Origin of the sequence: Polynucleobacter cosmopolitanus (assembly GCF_002224225.1) — a bacterium.
Lineage (GTDB): Bacteria > Pseudomonadota > Gammaproteobacteria > Burkholderiales > Burkholderiaceae > Polynucleobacter > Polynucleobacter cosmopolitanus.
Genome location: NZ_NJGG01000001.1, coordinates 579,243 through 600,748, shown reverse-complemented (window position 1 = coordinate 600,748; position 21,506 = coordinate 579,243). Strand labels below are relative to the sequence as shown.

At 43.9% G+C, this 21,506-nt stretch carries 20 protein-coding genes; 7 read left to right on the top strand and 13 right to left on the bottom strand.

Annotation, left to right across the window (positions count from 1 at the left end):
• The first annotated feature begins 28 nt into the window (after window positions 1-28).
• From rpe to trpC, 5 genes are all read left to right on the top strand, one after another.
• On the top strand, window positions 29-739 hold the full coding sequence (gene rpe / locus AOC33_RS03135; protein WP_089515123.1) for a ribulose-phosphate 3-epimerase: 711 nt from the start codon (window positions 29-31) through the stop codon (window positions 737-739).
• Window positions 739-2,256, top strand: a complete 1,518-nt coding sequence (gene trpE, locus AOC33_RS03130) for an anthranilate synthase component I (RefSeq protein ID WP_089515122.1) — start codon at window positions 739-741, stop codon at window positions 2,254-2,256. Before rpe ends, trpE begins: the two co-directional genes overlap by 1 nt.
• Complete coding sequence (locus AOC33_RS03125) at window positions 2,240-2,821, top strand: anthranilate synthase component II (RefSeq protein ID WP_089515121.1); 582 nt, start codon at window positions 2,240-2,242, stop codon at window positions 2,819-2,821. Before trpE ends, AOC33_RS03125 begins: the two co-directional genes overlap by 17 nt.
• Before the next feature lie 34 nt (window positions 2,822-2,855).
• The gene (gene trpD / locus AOC33_RS03120) at window positions 2,856-3,884 is read left to right on the top strand and encodes an anthranilate phosphoribosyltransferase (protein ID WP_089515120.1); all 1,029 of its coding nucleotides are present in this window, start codon (window positions 2,856-2,858) and stop codon (window positions 3,882-3,884) included.
• A gap of 85 nt (window positions 3,885-3,969) precedes the next feature.
• Window positions 3,970-4,773 (top strand): indole-3-glycerol phosphate synthase TrpC, encoded by an 804-nt coding sequence (gene trpC, locus AOC33_RS03115; RefSeq protein WP_089515119.1) that lies wholly within the window; start codon window positions 3,970-3,972, stop codon window positions 4,771-4,773.
• Window positions 4,774-4,787: 14 nt separating this feature from the next.
• Here trpC and AOC33_RS03110 read toward each other — a convergent pair whose 3' ends face one another.
• On the bottom strand, window positions 4,788-5,213 hold the full coding sequence (locus AOC33_RS03110) for a tautomerase family protein (RefSeq protein ID WP_089515118.1): 426 nt from the start codon (window positions 5,211-5,213) through the stop codon (window positions 4,788-4,790).
• Between the two features lie 115 nt (window positions 5,214-5,328).
• Between AOC33_RS03110 and AOC33_RS03105 the strand changes: the two genes are divergently transcribed.
• Both AOC33_RS03105 and AOC33_RS03100 read left to right on the top strand, forming a co-directional pair.
• A complete protein-coding gene (locus tag AOC33_RS03105) occupies window positions 5,329-5,904 on the top strand; it encodes a TetR/AcrR family transcriptional regulator (RefSeq protein WP_089515117.1) in 576 nt (191 codons plus the stop codon).
• A 34-nt stretch (window positions 5,905-5,938) separates the two neighbouring features.
• Window positions 5,939-7,360, top strand: coding sequence for an outer membrane beta-barrel protein (locus AOC33_RS03100; protein ID WP_089515116.1), 1,422 nt, complete (start codon window positions 5,939-5,941; stop codon window positions 7,358-7,360).
• Window positions 7,361-7,412: 52 nt separating this feature from the next.
• On the opposite strand, the gene AOC33_RS03095 is transcribed toward AOC33_RS03100, so the two are convergent.
• From AOC33_RS03095 to AOC33_RS03040, 12 genes are all read right to left on the bottom strand, one after another.
• Window positions 7,413-7,841 (bottom strand): nuclear transport factor 2 family protein, encoded by a 429-nt coding sequence (locus AOC33_RS03095; protein ID WP_089515573.1) that lies wholly within the window; start codon window positions 7,839-7,841, stop codon window positions 7,413-7,415.
• Between the two features lie 77 nt (window positions 7,842-7,918).
• On the bottom strand, window positions 7,919-8,710 hold the full coding sequence (locus AOC33_RS03090; RefSeq protein WP_089515115.1) for a 2-keto-4-pentenoate hydratase: 792 nt from the start codon (window positions 8,708-8,710) through the stop codon (window positions 7,919-7,921).
• 36 nt (window positions 8,711-8,746) lie between these two features.
• On the bottom strand, window positions 8,747-9,184 hold the full coding sequence (locus tag AOC33_RS03085) for a tautomerase family protein (RefSeq protein WP_089515114.1): 438 nt from the start codon (window positions 9,182-9,184) through the stop codon (window positions 8,747-8,749).
• Window positions 9,185-9,219: 35 nt separating this feature from the next.
• Complete coding sequence (locus tag AOC33_RS03080; RefSeq protein ID WP_089515113.1) at window positions 9,220-9,993, bottom strand: SDR family oxidoreductase; 774 nt, start codon at window positions 9,991-9,993, stop codon at window positions 9,220-9,222.
• Between the two features lie 72 nt (window positions 9,994-10,065).
• Complete coding sequence (locus AOC33_RS03075; protein WP_089515112.1) at window positions 10,066-10,998, bottom strand: catechol 2,3-dioxygenase; 933 nt, start codon at window positions 10,996-10,998, stop codon at window positions 10,066-10,068.
• A 270-nt stretch (window positions 10,999-11,268) separates the two neighbouring features.
• Entirely contained in the window at window positions 11,269-12,639 is a 1,371-nt protein-coding gene (locus AOC33_RS03070; RefSeq protein WP_089515111.1) for a TrpB-like pyridoxal phosphate-dependent enzyme, read from the bottom strand.
• Window positions 12,640-12,803: 164 nt separating this feature from the next.
• The gene (locus tag AOC33_RS03065; protein WP_089515110.1) at window positions 12,804-13,163 is read right to left on the bottom strand and encodes a phenol hydroxylase subunit P4; all 360 of its coding nucleotides are present in this window, start codon (window positions 13,161-13,163) and stop codon (window positions 12,804-12,806) included.
• 11 nt (window positions 13,164-13,174) lie between these two features.
• On the bottom strand, window positions 13,175-14,722 hold the full coding sequence (locus AOC33_RS03060) for a YHS domain-containing protein (protein WP_089515109.1): 1,548 nt from the start codon (window positions 14,720-14,722) through the stop codon (window positions 13,175-13,177).
• A gap of 24 nt (window positions 14,723-14,746) precedes the next feature.
• Window positions 14,747-15,745, bottom strand: a complete 999-nt coding sequence (locus AOC33_RS03055; RefSeq protein WP_089515108.1) for a ferritin family protein — start codon at window positions 15,743-15,745, stop codon at window positions 14,747-14,749.
• Window positions 15,746-15,998: 253 nt separating this feature from the next.
• Window positions 15,999-17,672, bottom strand: a complete 1,674-nt coding sequence (locus tag AOC33_RS03050) for a sigma-54-dependent Fis family transcriptional regulator (RefSeq protein ID WP_245835571.1) — start codon at window positions 17,670-17,672, stop codon at window positions 15,999-16,001.
• A 150-nt stretch (window positions 17,673-17,822) separates the two neighbouring features.
• Window positions 17,823-19,133, bottom strand: a complete 1,311-nt coding sequence (locus AOC33_RS03045; RefSeq protein WP_089515106.1) for a DUF1329 domain-containing protein — start codon at window positions 19,131-19,133, stop codon at window positions 17,823-17,825.
• Window positions 19,134-19,151: 18 nt separating this feature from the next.
• Window positions 19,152-21,293 (bottom strand): DUF1302 family protein, encoded by a 2,142-nt coding sequence (locus AOC33_RS03040; RefSeq protein WP_089515105.1) that lies wholly within the window; start codon window positions 21,291-21,293, stop codon window positions 19,152-19,154.
• Window positions 21,294-21,506: the final 213 nt, after the last annotated feature.

Here is a 21,506-nt window from a genome sequence, read left to right as displayed (position 1 = left end):
GCAAGCCAGTCCACGATAGAATGACAGTATGGCTAATTTAAATACCCCAAATTCTTACTTAATTGCCCCCTCTATTCTGTCTGCGGACTTTGCTCGCCTGGGCGAAGAAGTTAGCAATGTCTTGGCTGCTGGGGCAGATTGGATCCACTTTGACGTGATGGACAACCATTACGTGCCTAATTTAACGATTGGCCCTTTGGTATGTGAGGCTATTCGCTCTCACGCTGTTAAAAACGGCCAGCCAGCCTGTATTGATGTGCACTTGATGGTGCAACCCGTTGACCGCATCGTTCCTGACTTTGCTAAGGCAGGCGCCAACATGATCAGTTTTCACCCAGAAGCCAGCTCTCATGTCGACAGAACCTTGGGCCTTATCAAAGACAGCGGCTGCCAAGCTGGCTTGGTGTTTAACCCAGCAACCCCTTTATTTCATTTAGATCATGTTCTAGATAAGATCGACTTGGTCTTATTGATGTCGGTTAATCCAGGATTTGGTGGTCAATCATTCATCCCTAGCACTTTGGATAAATTACGTGAAACCAAAGCCAAGCTGCAAGCTTATGAGGCCAAATCAGGTCGCAAGATTCGTTTGGAAGTTGATGGCGGTGTGAAAGTCGACAACATCCGTGAAATTGCCGCAGCTGGTGCCGATACTTTTGTTGCTGGCTCTGCCATTTTTGGCAAACCTGATTACAAAGCCATCATCGACAAGATGCGTGAGGAATTAGGGAAAGTCTGATGCAACGACAAGACTTTGATGCCCTGGCAAAACAGGGCTATAACCGTGTTGCCTTGGTTTCACAAGCTTTAGCAGACTTAGAGACTCCTCTCTCTTTATATTTAAAGCTCACACAAGAAAATGGCACCAAAAATACCTTCCTACTAGAGTCTGTCGTTGGTGGCGAGCGTTTTGGTCGCTACTCGATCATTGGCTTACCAAGCAAAACTCTCATCAAGGTCACTGGTGGCCCCAACAACACAATCACTCAAGTCATCACCGACGGCCAAGTGACTGAAACCGATCACGGTAACCCTTTAGACTTTATCGCTAGTTACCATGCCCGCTTCAAAGTATTCCTCCAAGATGGACTACCTAGATTTTGCGGCGGCTTGGCAGGTTACTTTGGTTACGACACCATTCGTTATATCGAACCTCGCTTAGCCAAAAATTCTCTACCGGATGAAATCAATACTCCTGACATTCAACTGATGCTGACAGAAGAGTTGGCTGTAATTGATAACTTGGCAGGAAAGTTGTATTTGATTGTGTATGCCAATCCTCAAGAGCCGGCATCTTATGACGCTGCTCAAAAGCGATTAAAAGAATTACTGGCCAGCCTTGATGCACCGATTAAAAAACCAAGCAACAGCGCTTCTTCAAAAACCGAAGCGATTCGTCGTTTTGGCAAAGCCGATTTCATGGATGCAGTGAAACGCACCAAAGAATATGTTTTGGCTGGAGACTGTATGCAAGTGGTGATTGGCCAAAGAATCAGCCAGCCCTACAATGACTCTCCTTTGTCTTTGTACCGCGCCTTGCGGTCCTTGAATCCATCGCCCTACATGTATTTGTATGATTTTGGAGATCACCAAATTGTTGGATCTTCTCCAGAAATCCTCGTGCGTCAAGAAAAGAGACAGATCGATGGCCAAGAAAAACGTTTTGTGATTGTGCGCCCGATTGCCGGAACAAGGCCTCGTGGTAGCAATCCAGAGCAAGATGCAGCTTTAGCTAAAGAACTTTTGGCAGATCCAAAAGAAATCGCTGAACACGTGATGCTGATTGATTTGGCTCGCAATGATGTCGGCAGAATTGCTAAAAATGGCACTGTTAAAGTCACAGATCGCATGGTGATTGAAAAGTATTCTCATGTTCAACACATCGTGAGCTCTGTAGAAGGTGAACTTTTGAATGACGCGAGCAACATGGATGTCTTGAAAGCCACCTTCCCTGCGGGAACATTATCAGGCGCACCAAAAATTCGTGCGATGGAAATCATCGATGAAATGGAAATCGTCAAACGTGGCGTTTATGGTGGTGCGGCTGGTTACTTATCCTTCTCAGGTGACATGGATGTGGCGATTGTGATTCGCACAGGAGTGATCAAGGATGGCATGGTGCATGCTCAAGCAGGCGCGGGCGTGGTGGCTGACTCTGATCCTGAATCAGAATGGAAAGAAACAGAAGCAAAAGCTCGAGCAGTCATGCGCGCGGTAGAAATGGTTCAAGGAGGTCTAGATGCTGGTAATGATTGATAACTACGACTCCTTCACCTACAACTTGGTTCAATACTTTGGTGAATTGGGTGCAGAAGTGAAAGTGTTTCGCAATGACGAAATCACCATTGCCAACATTGAAGCTCTGAAGCCTGATCACATTTGTATTTCTCCAGGCCCATGCAGCCCTAAAGAAGCTGGCATCTCAGTGGCCGCCTTGCAACACTTTGCTGGCAAGGTGCCACTCTTGGGTGTGTGCTTAGGGCACCAAGCGATTGGCGAAGCCTTTGGTGGCAAAGTGATTAGAGCCAAACGAGTGATGCACGGTAAAACAGACACGGTTCACACACACCAAACCGGTGTGTTCAAAGATTTACCAAAAGACTTCACCGTGACGCGTTACCACTCCTTGGCAATCGAAAAAGAAAGTTTGCCCGCTGATTTAGAAATCACCGCATGGACGGATGATGGCGAAATCATGGGCGTGCGTCATAAAAAATTTGCCGTTGAAGGTGTTCAATTCCACCCAGAATCTATTTTGTCTGAGTATGGTCATGAATTATTGAATAACTTTCTTAAAACCACAAAAGCAACAGTCTCGTAAAAAATCGCCTAAACAATCCAACTAGATTAAACCTATGGCCATTACCCCACAAGAAGTATTGCTCAGCTGCATTGAGCATCAAGAAATCAAGCACGATGACATGATGCACATCATGCGCTCGATCATGTCTGGTGAGTTATCACCAATGCTCACTGCTGCCATCTTGACGGGCTTACGCACCAAAAAAGAAACGATTGGTGAAATCACGGCTGCTGCCATGGTGATGCGCGAATTCGCGACCAAGGTATCTGTGGCGGACAACAGTCATTTTGTGGATATTGTGGGCACGGGTGGTGACGGTGCAAACACTTTCAATATCTCTACCACGGCCATGTTTGTTGCAGCTGGTGCTGGAGCAAAAGTAGCCAAGCACGGCAATCGCAGTGTGAGCAGCAAATCAGGCGCGGCCGATGTTCTTGAAGCACTGGGCGCACAAATCACATTGCAAGCTCCTCAGGTCGCTCAATCATTGAACAGCTGTGGCATTGGTTTTATGTTCGCACCAAACCATCACCCAGCCATGAAAAACGTGGCCCCTGTTCGCAAAGAAATGGGTGTTCGCACCATTTTTAATATTTTGGGGCCCCTCACCAACCCAGCCAATGCCGCGCACATGTTGATGGGTGTTTTCCATCCAGATTTGGTGGGCGTACAAATCAGAGTTCTTCAACAACTGGGCATGAAACATGCTTTGGTGGTGTATGGCAAAGACGGACTGGACGAAATATCTTTAGAAGCCCCCACCATGGTTGGAGAGCTCAAAGATGGTCAAATCAAAGAATATGAGATCAAACCTCAAGACTTTGGTTTAACGGTTTGCAAAACAAGTACCTTCCAAGTAAGCGATGCAGCAGAATCTAAAAAAATTCTATTGGGTGTGTTAGCCAATGAACCTGGACCTGCGCAAGACATCGTTTGTTTGAATGCCGGCGCTGCCCTCTACGCTGCAGACATTGCGAAAGACATTGGTCATGGCTTGGAGCTTGCCAGACAATCGATTGCTTCTGGCAAAGCAAAAGCCAAATTAGAAGAATTCATCAAAACCACGCAATCATTAGCGTGAGCTACCCTACTGAAATGTTAGTCACCCAACTGAAATGTTAATCACATTAGCGTAAGCTACACACTTAACCACCTATAAAGTATTTATGAGCGATATTCTGAAACGTATTCTGGCGACCAAATTTGACGAAGTGGCCAAAGCCTCTTCTCAAGTAGCCATGCATGTGCTAAGAGCCGATGCAGAAGCCAGTATTCAAGAGGTAGGCTTAAAGCCCAGAGGCTTTGCTGCCAGCATTGAAGAAAAAATTTCTCAAGGTCACGCTGGAGTCATCACAGAAATTAAAAAAGCCAGCCCCAGCAAGGGCGTGTTTCGAGAAGACTTTCATCCAGGTCAAATTGCTCAGTCCTACGAAAAAAATGGGGCTGCTTGTTTATCAGTTTTAACGGATAAAGAATATTTTCAAGGATCCGCTCAATACTTGCGTGAAGCTCGTCATGCTTGCAGCATCCCAGTATTGCGTAAAGACTTCTTGGTAGATCCTTATCAAGTCTATGAAGCCCGTGCCATGGGTGCCGATGCCATTCTATTGATTGCCGCCGCTTTAGATGATGCGCAAATGAAAGACTTTGAAACCATTGCTCATGAGCTACAAATGGATGTTCTGGTTGAAGTTCACGATGCCTACGAGCTAGAGCGCGCTTTGGTACTAAAGACACCATTGCTAGGAATCAATAATCGTAATTTACGCACATTTGAAGTCAGCTTAGAAACTACCCTGTCTTTACTGAAATACATTCCTAAAGAAAAGCGCGTTGTCACAGAAAGTGGCATCCTGACAAAAGCTGATGTTGCTTTGATGCGCGCAGCAAAAGTCGATGCATTTTTAGTGGGTGAAGCCTTCATGCGCCAAGATGACCCTGGGGCAGGTCTCAAAGAATTATTTTTTTAGCAAAACCAATATCTTTACTTTGATTCACCAGCCAATGCTCGCGCTTTAATTTCATTGGCACGCATCAAGCTGGCAGATTGGCCACCAATGGCCCAGTATTGAGCTGGAATCGGCCAACAACCACCGCGCACCCAAGATCTATCGACTTTCAAGAGCTCAACCACAAGATCAGTAAAGCCTTCCAACAGCTGATGGCATTGCTCGATAGGCCTTCCCTCTAGAACAAGAAAATGGAAATACGGTGCTTCCACCCCTCCATCGCTCAACAATTCACCAGCAACAGCCATGTGCTTCTTTTGATAAAAATTAACAAACACTCGAACACGATCCAAAGGGCAAGCTAAAACTTTGGCATATAAATGACTTGATGACACCAGCAACTCTTTTATCTGTGAATCTGAGTAGCAATTGTCGGCCAGATGATATTCTAGGATAGGCATGGTTTCACTTTCAAAAAAATATTTTTCATAATAGCCTTAAATTAGTGCAAACGCTCATGTAAAAAATGATACCGTTTGGTATCATTGTGGTCATATATAACTATTTCAATATTTAATGACCACTTGCCTCCCTTTAAAAGAAAGGGTCTTATCTTCTGCATCAGAACTTTTTTATAACCATGGTATTCGTGCTGTTGGTGTAGATGAAGTTGCTAAACATGCGTCAACGACTAAAGCAGGTATCTATAGAAATTTTGAATCAAAAGATCACCTTGTAGCAGAATGGCTTCAACAACAAAATGATCAACACCGTGATTGGTGGTTAAGTATTTATATCAAATACCCCAATGATCCACTGACACAACTCAAAGAAATTATTCGTGGTGTTGGTCAGGCACTACTCCATAGCACACGTGGGTGCCCTTTAACTAACTCATCTGTAGAGTTAACCGATGACGATCATATTGCTAGATCTGTTGTTCTTGAACATAAAGCTTGGATCAGGCATGAATTAAAGTCTTTATGTAAGCAAGCCAAACTTCCGTCGCCTGCTGCCTTATCAGAAATGCTTTTTCTTTTGATGGAAGGCGCAAAAATCAGCACCAACTCATTTGAATCAAAATGTCCTGCAAAGAATTTAGCCAGTTCAGCGAATGCGTTGATAGAAGCCTATCAACAATCTCAAAAATAAAACCACATCATCAGATTTTTATATAAGGAAATGCATGAAACATTCTCACTTCAAAAAATTAGCCCTTAGCCAACTGGCCATTTATTTATTGGCGGCCTCAAGCATTGCTACGGCTCAACCCAAGGTCGATGGCGCCACCAATACAGATGGCCCATTTCTTTTGGCAGATACCTCTGCAGGTAAAGCGATTAAAGAAGCTACTGGCGCTACAGTATTTGGCTTAATGCAAGCTGGCTACTCTATGAACGATGTCACGTCATCAGCTGATAAGAAAAAATCACGTTCCAATACGATTCCAGGTCCATCGGATGAAGGCCCTCAATTCAATGGCATGATTCTGGCCATTGAGAAATTGCCAGAAGCCAATTTCATCCCAAGAATTACACCCTTGCCAGGCCCTATGTCAGAAAAGTATTCATGGGGATTTAGAGCAGACTTGCATTACGGTCGTGATGGCCTGATGTCTGCCGCCAATGGCATTGAAAATACCTGGAACCGCAATCAAGGAGCTCCCGGACTTCCTCCTAATGCCAATCACATGAATTACTTATCATTCCCAATGGTTTATGTTCAAGCGTATGCACCCATTGGTCTTGGAACAGCGGTCACTGCTGGTCGCTTTGGGGTGAATTTGGGTTATGAAATCCCGCCTTCATGGCGTCAAGCCCCTAACTTCTTCTACTCAAGAACTTATGCCTTGGTTTCTCAAATTGACCAAATCATTGGTTCTCAAATTTCAACAAATTTAGTCCGTAATCAATACGGCATGTTGCTTGGTGAATTTGGTTTCGGCAAAGGCTATCAGATCGGACGTGATAACAACAACAGCAATAACGTTTTTGGTGTTTTGCGCTGGAGAAGCAACGACATGTCAAAGTTCATTTCGTATAGCTACATAGCGGGTGATGAACAAACCGATTCATCTCGTTCAAGCGAGGCGATGACTTGGTACCCTAATCACCCTATCGTGGCATCCACAGGTCAAAGAAGAGAGCAGCATTCACTTGTGGCTGGATTTTCACCGAATGCCCAATGGAAAGTGGCTGGTGAAATCATGCATGGCAAACAAGAAGGATCTGGTGATGCCTGCTATATCCTCAATCCGGATGCATGCGTACCATTTACTGGTGCCACTTATAAAGGTTTCAACGGTCACCTGACTTATAAAGCATCAGAAACAATTCGTTATGGCCTGCGCTATGAAATCTTTAAAGACCCTCAAGGCTTTGCTTTGACACCTTTGGGCACGCCTGGGGCCACTGTACAAGCAGTGACGCTTGGCGCCAATATTGATCTCAATAAAAATTTGGTTTTAAGACCAGAGCTCAGACATGATTGGGCAAAAACAACTCAAGGCGGTGTAAAATTCTTTGGCAATGTACCTCATGCAGGTCCACCTACTGCAACAGATAATCAACAAACAACTATCTCAGCAGATTTATTGTTTTACTTCTAATTTAGTTTTTATTTGAATTAAACCGGTTTTAGCAATAGCTAACACCGGTTTTTTATTTCTTCTCGATATCCAGTGGATAGCCACGGCCAGCATAATCGAAGCCCCCGATTTTATGCTCGACCACTCCCGGATGAGTGGGGCTTGCATAGTAAGCTCTGATCTCTTGAATCTTGCCATCAGGCGTGAATTGATACCACTCATCACCTCGCAACACTTGACCAATCTTTTTCTTGAAGTGGGTCCACTCAATCACAGCCTTACCAGTTTGCGGATCACCCACAAAATTATCAACTGTCCAAAAAGAACCAATCTCAGCCACACACTTGGCCCAACAATCGCCAATAGCAACAGACCCCTTCAAAACGCCAAAGGGACTGCCCTCTGGAAAGTAATGAGTGCCATCTTCAGTGAAGTAAGCTTGAACAGCTTCTGAGCTTCCTGTATTGCAAGCATCAAAATAGTCTCGAATGGTTTTTTCCATTAAATCTTTGGTGAGCATTTTGTTTTCTTTGTTGAATTTAAACCACGTTAAAAAGACTTTACTTCAACCACAATCACTTAAGAAAAATATGCTTTCACATATCCTAGACCACCAAATTCAGCCAAGAATGTTTGCTGGGATTTGGCTGGATGAGCTTTGGTTAAACCACCAGTCATGATGATTGATCCGGCTGGAATACTTAACTCTTGTTGAGCCAAGAAATTAGCCAACCATGCAATCGATGCCAAAGGATCACCCATCGAATTGGCGCCAATACCTGTATCTAAAGTGTGGCCTTCAGACCACAATAAAACACCGCTCAAACGAAGATCATCCACTTGCGCTAATTTCTTTGGAGCTCCTAAAACCACCCGGGCTCCAGAGCTATTATCAGAAATGTTATCAGCCAAAGAAAACTTATACTCTTTGTAGCGTGTATCAACGACTTCTAAAGCTGGCATCACCGCCTCAACATGACTCTCAATGGTGTGGCGAGTGTGCCCCGCCCCTGAGATCTCTTGATTAATCAGGATCGCTATTTCTGGCTCAACCAGAGGATGAATTAATTCACCAAAAGGAATATACCCATCTAAAGCACCTTCTTGATGATCTAGTAAATGATCTTTGGTAAGAACACCGTAATTGGGTTGGGCGATATTCATTTGCGCTCGCATAGCAGCGCTGGTGTAACCTAACTTAAAGCCGACCGCACTGCTCGAGCGACGACGCAAAGTCGCCGCCTGTATTGCATACGCATCTTCAATGGTGAGATGAGGGTGAACAGATGTCAAAGTCTCAATGGGCGTTTGAGTTTGCTCAGCCAGCCAAAGGCTGGCTGACAATGATTCAATTAAATCTGAAGATGCCATCACTGTTCTCTCATCATCAAGTTTTGGAAAAATAGCTTATGAAGCGGCTTTGGCTCTGGCCTCTATCTCAGCTTTACGCAAGATAGCTGCAGCAACACCACCAATACCCCAATTATCAGGCTTGCAATTAGCGATGTGAACACGGATACGATTTTTATCAGTTCCTAAGTGCTGAGCTAATGCATTGGTCACACCTTCAATCACCTGATGGTGTTGTTCAGGAGAGCGCCCCTCCATCAACACCATTTCCACATATGGCATTTCAACTTGGCCACGCGGTTTGACTTTCAAAACCTCACTGGCTGGCTGGCCCTCTATGCCCCAAAGATCAGGATCTATTTCAGTGACCCAAACCTCAAGCCGATCCTTGGGTGCAGATAAAACATCAACGATGACTTGAGAAACATCACGAATAACATTCTTCAATGTCTCTTTAGAATGCCCCTGCAAAATATTGATATGAGCTACTGGCATAATTATTCCTTATAGTGATTATCTAATTTTTAAAATTAAGGTAAACCTCGACGACGCCCTGAATCCAACATCAGTGATGATCCTGCCATGGCATCGGCCTCAGGAGCTAATAACAGGCAAATACCCCAAGCCACTTGCTGCGGAGTTGTGAAGGCATGAATCGCAGATTCTTCTTTCAATTCATCAAACACTTCTTCAACTGAAATGCCACGTTGGGCAGCACGGGTATTGGCCACATTGCGTAAACGTTCAGTATCTGCCGGTCCTGGGGCCACCAGATGGGCAGTGATGCCTCGAGCACCTAAAGCCCAACTGAACTGACGCATCAAATTAGTCAATCCCGCATTGGCCACACCTGCTGTAGCAGCATAGGCCGTGGGCTCAAAACCATAATGTCCACCCACTGCCACCAAACGTGAACCACGCACCAAATGTGAATCCACAGCACGCTGTAAACGCATCATGCCGCCAGCTTTGATATTGATTGCCTGTGACAGCGCCAAGGGATTCGCCTCAAGAACACCACCCGCCACTGGAACACCCGCCGCATGAACCACCATGCGCACCGTGCGGTTCATTTTAGTGACAACCGCTTTGATTTTTTCAATGGCAGAATCATCACCAATATCAGCAATGCAATAACTCATGTGCTCTGAGCTATTCACTAATTTTTTCAAATCATCTTCTGAGCGACCGACTGCTAACAAATGCAATCCAGATTCAACTAAGCGTCGAGCAACTGTTTCACCTAATGCACCGGTGGCGCCAACCATGACGACCAATTCACGCTCTTGATTGGATGTTGTCATTTAAAACCTTTAAAAAAAATGGTCACTCAGTAAAACACCAAGTGACCGATCTGACTATTAAATAAACAAGATTTAACTAACGATGGTCAAGAATGACTCATGCAATTTACCTGTTGTATGGTCTAAACCATAACCAAACTCATCAAACGTCCACTTGATTGGCTCCCAATCTGGGTATGGCTCATAGCTGCCACAGAATGTTTCAAAGCGGTTACCCGATGGATCCCAGGCATAGATTGTTGTGCCGCGAGTCACACCGTGACGTGTTGGACTGATGTCTACAGGCACCTTGTTCATGCCAATGATGTCAGCAGCACGCAGCACTCGCTCCCATGACTCTAAGCGATAAGAAATATGATGCAATTTACCTGGCTCTGGATGCTCTACAAAAGCAATATCATGAGCCTTATGAGAACAACTCATGAAGAAAGCCGCTGTGTGTTCGCCATCTGGTGCCATGACATACTCAACCACCCTAAAACCCAATACTTTTGTGAACAAGTCTTTATTAGCCTGAATATTAGGACCATAAAGTAAGCAGTGATCCATGCGAATCGGTGCAATGCCATGTTCAGCTGTCTTAGGATTCCATGGAGCAGGATTCACTAAACCAGAACCATTGCCAACGTGGGTTTTCTCTGCGTACAACTCAAAGAAGTGACCTGTAGGCGCTTGGAAACGCACACGCTCACCTGTTTCTAATAATTCACCCGCTGGAATACGCTCAGTTTTAACACCGTAAGCATTTAAATCTTTTTCTAATTGATTCAGTGTTGCTACATCCAAAACTCTAAAGCCAAAGAAATCAATACCGGCACGGTCCGCTTGACGAATGATCACACTGTGATGATCGCGCTCATCCCAACCTTTGAAGTAATGACGACCAGTAGCATCTTTACCTGTTTCCACCAAACCTAAAACATTTCTATAAAAATGTAATGCCTCTTCCAAATCCAATACGCGAATTTGTGCGTGACCTGGTCTTAATACGCCTGTCATTGCCATCTTAATTCTCCTCATTATTTTCTTAAAAAAAGATATTTTTAAGAACCAATTAACACATATGTTTAGCCTTCTGATTGTGATACTTATACACCCTTAAATCAATCAGAATTTCCCCTAAACACAGAGATATATATTGCCTGAAAACCCTGTACCCACAATGTCATCTGAGTGACTAACTAAATCAGATTTTCAACAAGTCAGCCCCTGAATTACCAAACCCAATAAAAAAGGGTCACCATGAAGTGACCCTTTTTTGAGAGCTGTAAAAAATCAGAGATTTGATGGTACTGAAGGTAATCCAGACAATGCCATTGCTAACTCTTTTTCATCGTATTGCTCATCGGTTAACTCGCCAGCAAAGTATTTCTGGTAAGCCACCATGTCAAAGTGACCATGACCACATAGATTGAAGACAATGGTTTCACTGCGACCTTCTCTCTTGCAGCGAAGTGCTTCTTCAATTGCTCCCTTAACAGCGTGATTGGCCTCTGGTGCAGGCACAATGCCTTCTGCACGAGCAAATAAAACGCCTGCAGCAAAACACTCACCTTGCGTGTATGAAGTTGCTTCGATCAAACCCAACTCCTTCACATGAGAAACCAATGGTGCCATGCCGTGATAACGCAAACCACCGGCATGGAAACCTGGTGGCGTAAAGGTTGAACCCAAGGTATGCATTTTTGTTAGTGGTGTCAAATGAGCTGTATCACCAAAGTCATAGGCATACTTACCACGCGTTAATGATGGACAAGCTGCTGGCTCAACAGCCACAATTCTTGGCATCTTGCCACCACGCAAACCTTGACCGATGAATGGGAAAGCAATACCCGCAAAGTTTGAGCCGCCGCCCGTACAACCCACCACCACATCCGCTTGAACATCGGCCATCTCTAACTGCTGAATCGTTTCAATACCTGTGACCGTCTGATGCAAAAGAACGTGATTCAAGACTGATCCGAGAGCGTATTTGGTGTCATCTCTTTGAGCTGCCAATTCAACCGCTTCAGAAATAGCAATCCCTAAACTGCCAGGATGATCAGGTCTTTCTGCCAGCACTTGACGTCCATAAACAGTTTCTTGAGATGGGGACGCCACGCAACGTGCGCCATAAGTTTCCATCACGGCACGACGATATGGCTTTTGATCGTAAGAAACACGCACTTGAAACACCAAAACTTCCAGACCAAAAATATTGCCGGCAAAAGAAATTGAAGTGCCCCATTGGCCCGCTCCAGTTTCAGTGGTTAACTTCTTAACCCCTTCTTGCGCATTGTAAAAAGCTTGTGGCACTGCCGTATTAGGTTTGTGGCTACCAGCAGGACTCACGCCCTCGTACTTATAGAAAATTTTTGCTGGTGTGCCCAAAGCTTTTTCTAAGCGATGTGCGCGGTACATCGGCGCTGGTCGCCACAGCTTATAAATATCTTGAACCGGTTGAGGAATTTCGATGTCTCTTTCGGTACTCACTTCTTGGAGAATTAACTCCATCGGAAATAAAGGCGCTAAATCATCCGGCCCTACGGGTTGCATGGTTCCAGGATGTAACACAGGAGGCAATGCCTTGGGTAAATCAGCCTGGATGTTGTACCAGGATTTAGGCATTTGGGATTCATCGAGTAAATATTTGGTTCTTTCAGACATCTCAGGCAATTCCTATGTTAATTTTCAGCAAAACTCCATTAAAACAGGATTTTAGCGCCTCTGAAATAGGCATTTCCCTGAGTCCTTTATGCCAATAATCAATTCATCGTGGTTAATAAAAAAGGCGCTTACAGCGCCTTTTTTATCTATTGCAATTCAAGTTCTTAGAAACAAATTCCAAATAAACCATCTAGTCCAGGTGTTTGAAAACGCAAACAATCTTTATGGCCAATACCATTTTCAGCCAATGATTTATCGTAGTCTGGTTGAAATGGCTTATTGCCATTTAACCAAGTCACTTTCGACCAATCGATCTTAGCGAAATCCGGATGTGCACCGTAGTACTGCGCTAAAGGGCCTGCGAATAAATCACTGAACTTCATTGCTGGTGGCAATGGAAAAGCAGCTGTGCCGTAAAACATCAAATGCTTATCCCAACCAACGTACAACAATTGATTGCCATGGAATTTATCCATCGAATCTCTTGAGGAGAATTTATATTCTGAAATTGCTGCTACTGCCATAAATCCTCCTATTAGTTTTTGGTTGTTTGATCACGCCACTGCGCGAAGTTCTTCTGATCTTCAGATCCAACGAATGGCCCGTTTTCACGTCCCCAATCGATGTCATAGTAGTCAGCCACCGCTTTGATTGGATTGAAACCTTCAACCGTTGGGTCGGTTCCCTCTAGGAAGTTATTACCTTGGAAAATCTGATGTACTGGCAACCAAGCTTGAACATACTTCTCTGGCTCATCATCAAAAATCTTATGGCAATGCTTTGAACAGAACTGGAACTTCTCACCCATGTAGGTACCTTCCTCATGAGCCAATTCTGTTGGATTATCTGGCTCTGTATAGAACACAGGAATCTGACAAACTTGGCAAAGAAGTGGTAAACCTGCTGTCAAGAATGGCTTACCTTCATCTTCCAACTTCTGGAAGTACTCAAAACGTGGGCGGTAGTATTTAGCAAAAGTATCAGGATACTTCGCCTCCAACCAATCCAACTCTTCCTTACTTGGAATCCAAGTGTGGAAGTTAGTCAAGAAGTTAGCGCTGTTGAATGTCAACCATGCTTGGTGAGTGATGTGTTCTTTTTCTTTACGAACTTGCTCTACATACTCTGGCACCTTGATACCGTAACGAGCCAAGTCGTTGAACAAGGCCATACCGTTACCTTCAAAATAAATCTCCCAAGCTTCTTTCCAGCTCATCACACGCTTAGGCAACATGTAATCTTGCATCATGCCAACAAGCGTTAAGAGACGCACACCTCTCCAGCACCACTTATCGATCCACTTCTGAACGATAGGCACGTTTTGTGGATCTTGCTCTAACATGAACTTGATCACTTCAAGACCTAAAGTCATGTGGCGTGATTCATCAGATTGAGCTGAGAAACCAAATGTCATCGCAGCCATGTCACCGTTGTATGCAGCACCTGATACAAACGGTACAAATAACAAGTTTGTTAATACATACTCAAATGAGAATGAAATCGCTGTGATGAACTCAAATGGACCTGCTGATAGTGCATCTTCAAAGAATGACTTTGGCACTGAGTAGTACCACATGCGGTCAGCTTTATGGTGCCAGTCATCTAAACCGTTATAGAAGCGGTTGTAGTTAGACATCGCGTGAATCTGTGTCTGAGCGTGACGTAGTTCATCAATTGATTGCATCTGGCAAGCAACTGATGCGCCAACACCTTTGAATTCACGACCCAAACGACAGTAACCTTTGTGTGCTTCATATTCCAATGGCGTAATACCGTTTAACCATAATTTCAACGCATTCACATAACGCGCATCTGTTACCGTTAAGTGGCCGTTATTTTGTGAGAATGCATCAATGATCGCGTAAAGCTTGCGCTCTTTTTCAGCTTGGTATTTCCAGTAAGCATCCACTGTCAAACGGAATGGATCTTCCCATTTATCCCAGTCATGAATCTTGATACCTTCATAAGCCAACTGTGGATAAATCTCTTCTTCTTTTTGGTAAGTTGCGTCCCAAGCTAGGTCGCGCGTCATCAAATGGTAGCGCTCTTTTAATCCTAACTTCTTTTTAACGTTCATATCCATGATTTATATCTCCGTCTCTAAATATTAGAAATTCAATTCAATACCAATTTTCTTGGCACGTTCTTGTAACGCAAAAGAAACGTCCGCCAAAGCAGCATCCGCCTCCACACCTAAAGCAATTTTCGAAACCGGTACCAAAGCAGCTTTGGCTTTCTTCGCCCAAGCACTTGCCCATTCACTTAATAAAGCTTTGTTCTCTGGTGATTCAGCAGCCGCGGCTTTAAGAACAGCATCCACCCATTTCGCTGTTTCAGCTTGCCAATCCGCCATGAACACAGTCATCATGCCAATGGTTGGACCTGATTTAACAGCCCAAACACCATCCACGGCTTCTTTGTATACCAATGGGTATAGCAAACCATCCAAAGCAAAGTTCTGGGCCACGAACAATTCCATCACATCACGGGTCACCAATGTCTCTTCAACGAATTGACGGAGTGGCTGCCACTCAGCATCTTTCTCCCATGAAGCTTTGCCAGCTTTGAGGGCATCTACATCACCCAAAGCCAAACCTAGACGTGTCAAATATTGAGCAATACCTAAATGGTCAAAACTGGCATAAGTACAAGCCTGGTTAAGTGCTGCACCATAAGCATAGGCAGCCATCATGTTGTTATTCATGTTTGCACCCCAAGCCACATGACGCAAAGGCATCAATGTCTTAAGTGCAATCGCCTTGACTTCAGCGTTCAAAGAGTTCTCTAAGCCACGCTCTTCAATAAAGTCAAAACTTTTTTCAATCGCATCTTGCTGACGAGCACGTGCTTGAGTGTAAGCACCGTAGTAAAACTGACGTGGATCTTTCAGTACGTACCAATCCTTTAAAACAATCTTCGTGCGACGCACGTCATGGATCTCGCGCTCAGGATCCCAAGTTGGTTTGTAATGAAAATTATCAGTTGGTTGAAGGTCATAAGTGGCCTCTTGGTAACGAGAAGCCACTTTGTCGCCAAAACGCTTTTCAATGTGCTTGAATGTGTTTCTAAGCGGTTTTAAGGCAATGGTCTGTAAATCAACTTGCATGTCTGTTGCTCCATAAAGGTGAAGTCTTGCACTAAAATATCATTCTTACGCAGGGATTAATGCAAACATCGTGCCAATATTGATGTATTTCAATATATATAAGGCTTACAGGCCACTCATTCAGGGAAAACCACTAAGACCACCGCCACCCCAAAAGTTACAAATTTGTAAGGCTTGTAACGCCTACGTTACAAATTTGTAATACGCATGTCATGTTTCTCATTGTGCGCTTATTTTTAGCACTTGCCGAGCACTACTTCTGATCTTCTTTTTCGAGGCGGTAGGCCACTTGTCGCCTTGTAACACCTAACAAATCAGCGGCCTTGGTAATGTTTCCTCCAGTTTTCTTGACGGCCGCTTCCATCAGCATTAACTCACAATTTTCTAAAGAAATGCCATCTCTGATCATGGCGTCTATCAGCACATCAATTGATTTTAAATTTTGAGAACCCACTCGCCCTTGAGGACTTAACTCTACTTCGTTAGAAAAGATATCTGCCACGCCAGCAAAAAGATGTTTTAACTCTATTGACTCATCAGAAGCAGTGAGCAAAACACCTCGCTCCATCATATTCTCTAGCTCACGAATATTTCCTGGCCAGTCGTAACTCATGAGCATGCGCATCGCTTTATCTGTAACTCCCACCACCCTCTTGTTATGAAGCAATGCATATTTCTTGATAAAGGCTTCAACCAACAAAGGGATGTCTGCTTTTCTATCGCGCAATGGCGGAATATTCACTGGGTAGGCATTCAAACGATAGTACAAGTCGGCTCTGAATTTGCCATCTTTAACCGCTTGCTGCAAATTCACATTGGTTGCAGCAACTAAACGAACATTCACTTTGCGCGTTTTAATATCACCCAAACGCTCTAACTCACCACTTTCAAGAACACGCAACAATTTCACTTGAGCGGCTGGGGTTAAATCGCCAACCTCATCTAAAAACAGCGTGCCGCCATCGGCTCTTTCAAAACGACCCGGCCTTGATTGTTGCGCACCTGTAAAAGCTCCTTTTTCAACACCAAATAATTCTGATTCCAATAAATCATTGGGGATTGCTGCGCAATTCAATGCCACAAATGGCTGTGCTGTTCGATCGCTGTTGTCATGGATCCAATGCGCAAACACTTCTTTACCAACCCCCGTCTCGCCTAACAATAAAACGGTGATAGGTTTCGCTGCGGCTGTTGATGCTAGATCCAGTGCAGATTTGAAAGATTCAGACTCACCGATGATGTTGTCTGGTAAAGCTTTTTTATTGAGCGACGCTCTTAAACTCACCACTTCTTCTTGCAAGTCAATCAAACGACCCGCGATATTCTCAGGCTTGTAATACTTTAAGTAATCCTCAGAATCATCCCAATGCTCTAGAAGACGTGCCTCAATATAGCAATGATGATCACCCTTACAAACGCATTTAGTTTCTTTAAAAATGACGGGGCGACCTACACAGGTTGATACATAACCAGACGCATAACCGACCTGCGTCCAGCATTCTGCATCTTGACCAATGCCAAACTGCTGAAGATGAGTTTGCGCTTCCCATGAATTTTCCCAAATGAACTCACCCGCAAATTTTCCATTGGGAATGTCCATTTCTAACTTACGCTTTTCAACACGAACCATGCCTTTAAAAGAATGCAGCATAGGGCCCAACATGATGCCTGCTTCAGGCGAATCATTGCTAGGCAGGTCTTTCGCTAACTCAGCATCACGCACACCTGAAGCGTAACCAAGACGCACTAATAGACCTCTGGCACGCTCCAATCCCAAAGACTGAATAATCTCATTACGAAATGCACCCATCGCAGCCACGTGCATGAGCATCATGCGATTTTCCCCCAACCAAATCTCACCAGTTTCAAATGAGAATTTTAGTTTTGAGCGTAAATCAACGAGTTCTGGTTCCAGAACTTTTTTCACGAATAGCTCCAGTTATTTAATTTTGTTAACTTAAGCTATTTTCTTCTATTTTTACAATTTTGTAACAAGAAAAAACCCTTAAGAACCGAAGCTCTTAAGGGTCTGAATATTAAGGTTGGTTACCCAACCAAAATTCACACAGAAACTAGATTAGTCACCGCCGCGCATATATTGAACTTGGAACATGCGTGGTGGGTTCAACTTAGGATCAATTTGACCTTTGAATTGACCTGTTGTGCAATGCTTGGCTTGCAAGTCAACCATTGAGAAAGAGTCGTCAATTGGAATACCTGAACCCTTATTGATAGGCAAATGTGAGTCAGGATGTGACTTACCAATTGTGAATGTCTTCCAGATTTCACCCTTCTTATCGTAGATCACGCTGCGGTTGATCGTATTAGCTTGAGTGTCAATGTAAATTAGACGCTTGCTGATTGGGCTTGGATCAACTGGTGAACCTTCCACAACGAACACCTTGCGTAACTGCCAAGTGATATTTTGGAAACACTTACCTTGACCACCAAAATCAACAAACTTATAACCGTCTTTTTCAGCAGGCATATCTTCTGCCAACTTCAATTGGTTATGGTAGTAGAAAGGCATCAACACGTTTCTTGTTTCTAAATACTTCCATTTATATGCTGACAAACGGTCGTTATAGCCCTCAAAGTCTTGAATCATCAAGTCTGCACCCAAGAATGAGTCAGTTACTTGACCAGTTGCCAAACGACGTACACGACGTTGGAAACCTAGATACAAATAAGCATCGTCTGCCTTTGTGTCATCTTCATAACGTTGAATCAATAACTGAGTACCCTTCAAATCTTGTGGCTCCAAAATATTCATGTAAATACCACGGAACAACTTAGATGGGTTTGGTGTTACCTCAGGCTTAGGCTCATGCTCAATACGATGAGTAAAGTTCAAGAAATGAAGGTTTAACTTCAAAGTCTTCTCAAGTTGACCAGTCGTCATGTTGCGATATTTCCAGTAGAAAGGATAAATCGCAGCATTGTCACCCCAGTTCACACCGTATTTGTAGTTCCACATGATTTTTTCACCGGCACGTGGATCTGCAGCTGATGGCTCCTCCAAAAATGGACGGCCCGCAACAAAGCCTTCGATTTCACCTGGTTTAGCACCAAGCTTGGTCTTGTTCATGTTGGCGCGAGAAGCTTCAACATAAGCCTTGTTCATATCGAAAGAAGTTGTTTTAGAAACAGGCACTTCTAACCAACCGCGTTTGATCATGTCAAACAAAGCTGGGTCGATCACATCCTTGAACTGATCAACGTTCTTGGCACTAATAACAGTACCTTCAGTTAAACCAGCAAAAGTTGGAACACCATTCTTATATGGGAAGAATGATTTTTCTAAGTCTGCTTCTGTTGCTGCTGTTGCCATACCAACCGCACCAGCGGTTAGTAGAGCAACAAAAAGTGCGGAAAATTTTGTTTTCATTATCAATTAACTCCTAAATTAAAACTTGTAACGCATTGTTGCGAAGATCTCGTTCTGGCCAAACGCTGTACCGATTGGACCAGCGCGGAAGCGACCTAGAGGCTCCATGCCACCTAAACCAGAATCCCATTGCTGCGCTGGATTAGATCCACCATGAACAGCTGTGCCAGTAAATGGTGCCAAAGCATTTGCTGCATGGGCTGAGCTCCACTGCCAGTTATTTTGCTCAGTACCAAACTTCACGTTTGCACCAAACTTGAACTTCAAGTTATCTGTTGCTGACCACTCAACAGCAGGAGCAATCACGTTTGCTTTTGCTTGGAAGTCACGAGCAAAGATTACTTCTGGGCTCAAACGGTCATTCATCAAGAAAGCCTTCATCAATAATGTACCGATGACGTTATTTTCCCAATCAGGCATACCACTCATACCCCATGGACGCGCTTCTTTTTCATGATTGAAGATGTGTTGATAGAACAACTGACCTGAGAACAACACGGTACGCTCTGTACTGATGAACGGTACAAATGTTGGACGGTCAAAACCAATCACAGAACGCCATACGTTGTTCTTAGAGTACAACTCTGGACGCAATGTATTTGCAAACTCTTCACCACTTGTGTATGCACCCTCTAAACGCATCGCTGCACCAAGAGATTCAACTTGGAAGTCCATAGAACCACCAACCAAGTTAACACGTGGGTAAACAAGCTCAAATAACGGAAGATAAGCACCATTCATAGTTGCACCAGTTAAAAACTGAGTGTTTTGGCCTGTAAATGGATTGTTTGATCCTTGAGTTTGCATGCCACGTAATGATGGTAACTGCGAACGATAAGTTAAAGCGTTGAGTGAGAAACTCAATCCTTCTTGAGTTACACCCTCAAATTTCACACCTAACTGAGTGTTATCGAGGCTCCAATTTGGCAAATCAACTCTATTAATACCAATTTGCCCTGGTCCAAAGTTTGTTGATAAACCACCGTTGGCACCAGCAACACCAAAGTTACCAACTGTACAACCGTTGTCCCAACAGTTAGACATAGCACGGAAGAAATTGCCCGCGTCCAAAATGCTGTTTGGTGTACCGCCTTGGCCTAAGTTATTAGGACGGAAACGGTCAAAGTTCCACACAACAGACAAGTTACGATCCTGCATTGTTTCGCTACCACCCATGCGGTACTCAGCTTGTGCGATCCACATTGGAATACGAATATCTTGCAACTCGTCATAGATGTTGTTGCGTGAGTAATCAACTGGGTTGATTACATCAAGAACACGGAACAAATCTGTACGACCCCAAACAACCTGTTGTTTACCAACTTTCAAGAAAGTACTCTTACCTTCATCCATACCAAATGTCTTAGTGACATAAGCTTCACGAATAAAATCAAGACGATCATTGAAGTCTGGCATCGCTAATTCTGAAGTCTTTTTATTGCCGTAACCACCAAAATCACGGCAACCACGCGAATCAACATCACATGGACGAACTGGAACTGCAAAAGTCAATCCAGTACCGGCCCCATTAGCATTATGCCAACCAGCACCAAGAACTTGTAAACCGGTGTTAGTGTTGTTTGCACGGTAAGCATTTACAGGAAATGTTTGACCAATTAGAGGGTGCGGAATTGTCTGCCCTACATTATTAGGGTCAGGAAGAGTTGCGCCAGCTGGCACAGTAAATGAAGTAGGTCCACCAGCTGTGTTGTAAAAAGTATTTGTTGGCGGCAAGCCCAACATAATCGCACTAATGGCGTTTACTGCACCTTCACCATATGGTGTTGTTGCAGGCATATCAAGTGCTGGTCCAAGTGAGCTACCCATATTTACCGCACCGCCGGCATTCTTACCGTACTCTTTGTCGTTCAGGTCATAAACACCATCGTATGTCGCACGCAAGATACCGCGGAATCTCCAACCATCATTAAGATTTTTTGACATCTCTGATTGAAGAGTATTACGGAACTTAGACAAGCCAGCTCCTTCGCGTCCTGCAGTGTGGTTCTCGTAGTACAAATCCGCCTGCCATGGATCACCACTTGTGACACCTAAATCAGGTAAATTTTGTGCAAATGCACTTGCGCTTGTAACAGACATAACAGCAGCAAGGGCTATCGCCTTTGGCTGTAAAGCTTTGCGCCATTTTTTGTTATTCATGAACTCTCTCCTTAACGAACTTGTTAAAACTTTTAATCAAAAGACCAACACTTATTACCGTTAAAATACTGCTTTCTCGAGATTTTTTATCTAGGGAGTTTTCCCACTAGGAAAAACCCTTAATTATCTCGAGATTTTTTATCTCTTTGTTTTTATTAACTTTTTATTGATCTTTCTCTAATAATTAGTAGTTGTTAGAAGGTGGTGTTGTTT